Raw genomic sequence first — 2,704 nt, 5'->3', positions numbered from 1 at the left:
CTGCTCCGAAAACTCGCCACCGAGTTGCGAGCTGTGTTTCGGCGTGCAAGTTTGACCCCGTTCGGTTGGGGATCGGCGTGCAAAATTGACCCCCTGACCGTCGCGGTCAGACTGCCTGTTCCGGAAGCGGACGGGCGGGTGGGGGATGAAGGGCGTGGACACGATTGCGCGGATACGGCGCGAGTTCTTCGTGCGGGGCAGATCGATCAAGGAGATCGTGCGGGACCTGCATGTGTCGCGGAACACGGTGCGCAAGGTGTTGCGGTCGGGGGCGACCGAGTTCAGCTATGAACGCGAGGTGCAGCCCCGCCCCAAGCTTGGAGCATGGACCGGCGAGCTCGAGCGGATACTGACAGCCAACGAGACCAAGGCTGCCCGTGAGCGGCTGACGCTGATCCGGGTGTTCGAGGAGTTGCGGGGGCTCGGCTACGAGGGTGGCTACGATGCGGTTCGGCGCTATGCCCGGAGCTGGCGGCGGGATCGCTCGGCCTCGGTGTCGGCAGCGTTCGTGCCGTTGAGCTTTGCGCCGGGAGAGGCCTACCAGTTCGACTGGAGCCACGAGGTGGTGCTGATCAACGGGGTGACGGTGACCGTCAAGGTCGCCCATGTCCGGCTCTGCCACAGCCGCATGCTGTTCGTGCGGGCCTATCCGCGCGAGACCCAGGAGATGGTGTTCGACGCCCACGACCGGGCTTTCGCCTTCTTCAAGGGCACCTGCACGCGTGGCATCTACGACAACATGAAGACGGCGGTCGAGACCATCTTCGTGGGCAAGGAGCGGGCCTACAACCGGCGGTTCCTGCAGATGTGCGGGCACTATCTGGTTGACCCTGTCGCCTGCACGCCGGCGTCAGGCTGGGAGAAGGGACAGGTCGAGAACCAGGTCGGGCTGGTGCGCGAACGCTTCTTCACGCCGCGCCTGCGGGTCAAGAGCTATGACGAGCTCAATGCCTGGCTGCTCGACCGATGCCTGGCTTACGCCAAGACGCACCGGCATCCCGAGTTCCGCGACCAGACCATCTGGGAAGCGTTCGAGACTGAGCGGCCGACCCTGGTTCCCTATGCCGGCCGCTTCGACGGCTTCCATGCGGTGACCGCCTCGGTCGCCAAGACCTGCCTGGTGCGCTTCGACAACAACCGATACTCGGTGCTGGCGAGCGCCGTCGGCCGGCCCGTCGAGGTCCGGGCCTATGCCGACCGGATCGAGTTGCGCCAGGACGGCAGGATGGTCGGCGAACATCCGCGCTGCTTCAGTCGCAACCAGACGGTCTTCGATCCCTGGCACTATGTGCCGGTGCTGGCGCGCAAGCCGGGTGCCCTGCGCAATGGCGCGCCCTTCAAGGACTGGGTGCTGCCCGCAGGCATCGACAAGGTCAGGCGCAGGCTGGCCGGCCTCGAGGACGGCAACCGGCAGATGGTCACGATCCTCACTGCGGTGCTGAGCGACGGGCTGCCCGCCGTGGAGGCCGCTTGCACGCAAGCCATGCGCGATGGGGTCTGCTCGGCCGACGTGATCCTCAACATCCTGGCCCGGCAGCGCGAACCGGCAATGCCGATGACCATCATGACCACGCCGCAGGCCTTGCGGCTCAGCCTTGAGCCCGTGGCCGACTGTGCCCGCTACGACAGCCTGAGGAGGGCGATATGATGGAACGCTCCGAGATCCTGACCACCATGGGGGAACTCAAGCTCTACGGCATGAAGAGCGCCTATGACGAGATCATCGCCACCGCCGTCAAGCGCCAGCATCAGCCCGAGCGCATCGTCGGTGATCTGCTGGCCGCCGAGATCGCCGAGAAGCAGGCCCGCTCCATCAAGTATCAGATGACGATCGCCAAGCTGCCGCTGGCCAAGGACATCGAGGACTTCGACTTCACCGGGACGGGGATCAATGAGACCCTGGTCAAGGACCTCGCCGCCGGCAACTTCCTTGCCCATGAGCGCAACGTGGTGCTGATCGGCGGGACCGGCACCGGCAAGACCCACCTGGCCATCGCCATCGCCCGTGCCGCCATCCGCAACGGGGCCCGCGGCCGCTTCTTCAACGTCGTCGACCTGGTCAACAAGCTCGAGGCCGAGACCCGCGCCGGACGGCAGGGACGCATGGCCGACTACCTGTCACGCAAGGACTTCGTCGTCCTCGATGAACTCGGCTATCTGCCCTTCGCCCAGTCCGGCGGCCAACTGCTGTTCCACTTGGTCAGCCGCCTCTACGAGCAGACCTCGGTCATCGTCACCACCAACCTGGCCTTCGGCGAGTGGCCCACGGTCTTCGGCGACGCCAAGATGACCACCGCGCTCCTTGATCGGCTCACCCACCACTGCGACATCGTCGAGACCGGCAACGACAGCTGGCGCTTCAAGAACCGCGCCTGAACCCCAACCCGCTGATCCAACCCGGCTGCGCAACCCGACCAGCTTCGTCGGGTCGGATCAGCTCAGCGTCGTCAGGGGGTCAATATTGCACGCCGATCGGGGGTCAATCTTCAACGCCGTTTGACAGGGATGCCGGCATAAGAGCCCGCACCTCCTCGGCCCAGAGATCAGCGATGCTGCCCTGCATCTTCCCGTGCGGCGTCTGCGCCCAGAACTCTTTGCATCTGGCTTCCAGCCAGTCGTTGAGGGCGGCCAGCGATGGAAAGCGGGGCGTTGGTTGCCAGAGCCGGTGACGAGCATCCTGGACGTTCTTCTCGACCTGTCCCTT

At 65.5% G+C, this 2,704-nt stretch carries 1 protein-coding gene and 2 pseudogenes; 2 read left to right on the top strand and 1 reads right to left on the bottom strand.

What is annotated here, in order from left to right:
• Nucleotides 1-145: 145 nt before the first annotated feature.
• A pseudogene (gene istA / locus ACE3TU_RS21125) lies at nucleotides 146-1,715 on the top strand (IS21 family transposase).
• Complete coding sequence (gene istB, locus ACE3TU_RS21120) at nucleotides 1,645-2,376, top strand: IS21-like element helper ATPase IstB (RefSeq protein ID WP_374627832.1); 732 nt, start codon at nucleotides 1,645-1,647, stop codon at nucleotides 2,374-2,376. The pseudogene istA and the gene istB overlap by 71 nt, the downstream one beginning before the upstream one ends.
• Nucleotides 2,377-2,509: 133 nt before the next feature.
• On the opposite strand, the pseudogene ACE3TU_RS21115 reads toward istB, so the two are convergent.
• Nucleotides 2,510-2,704, bottom strand: a pseudogene (locus ACE3TU_RS21115) (IS21 family transposase); the annotation flags it as partial.

It is taken from the genome of Devosia sp., assembly GCF_041917035.1.
In the GTDB taxonomy this organism is placed as follows: domain Bacteria; phylum Pseudomonadota; class Alphaproteobacteria; order Rhizobiales; family Devosiaceae; genus Devosia_A.
The sequence above is the reverse complement of the archived record's forward strand: the minus strand, read 5'-3'. Positions and strand labels throughout refer to the sequence as shown.

What these genes read in the sequence shown, in the direction of transcription:
- istB (WP_374627832.1), top strand. Translation starts at nt 1,645, where the DNA reads ATGATGGAACGCTCCGAGATCCTGACCACCATGGGGGAACTCAAGCTC.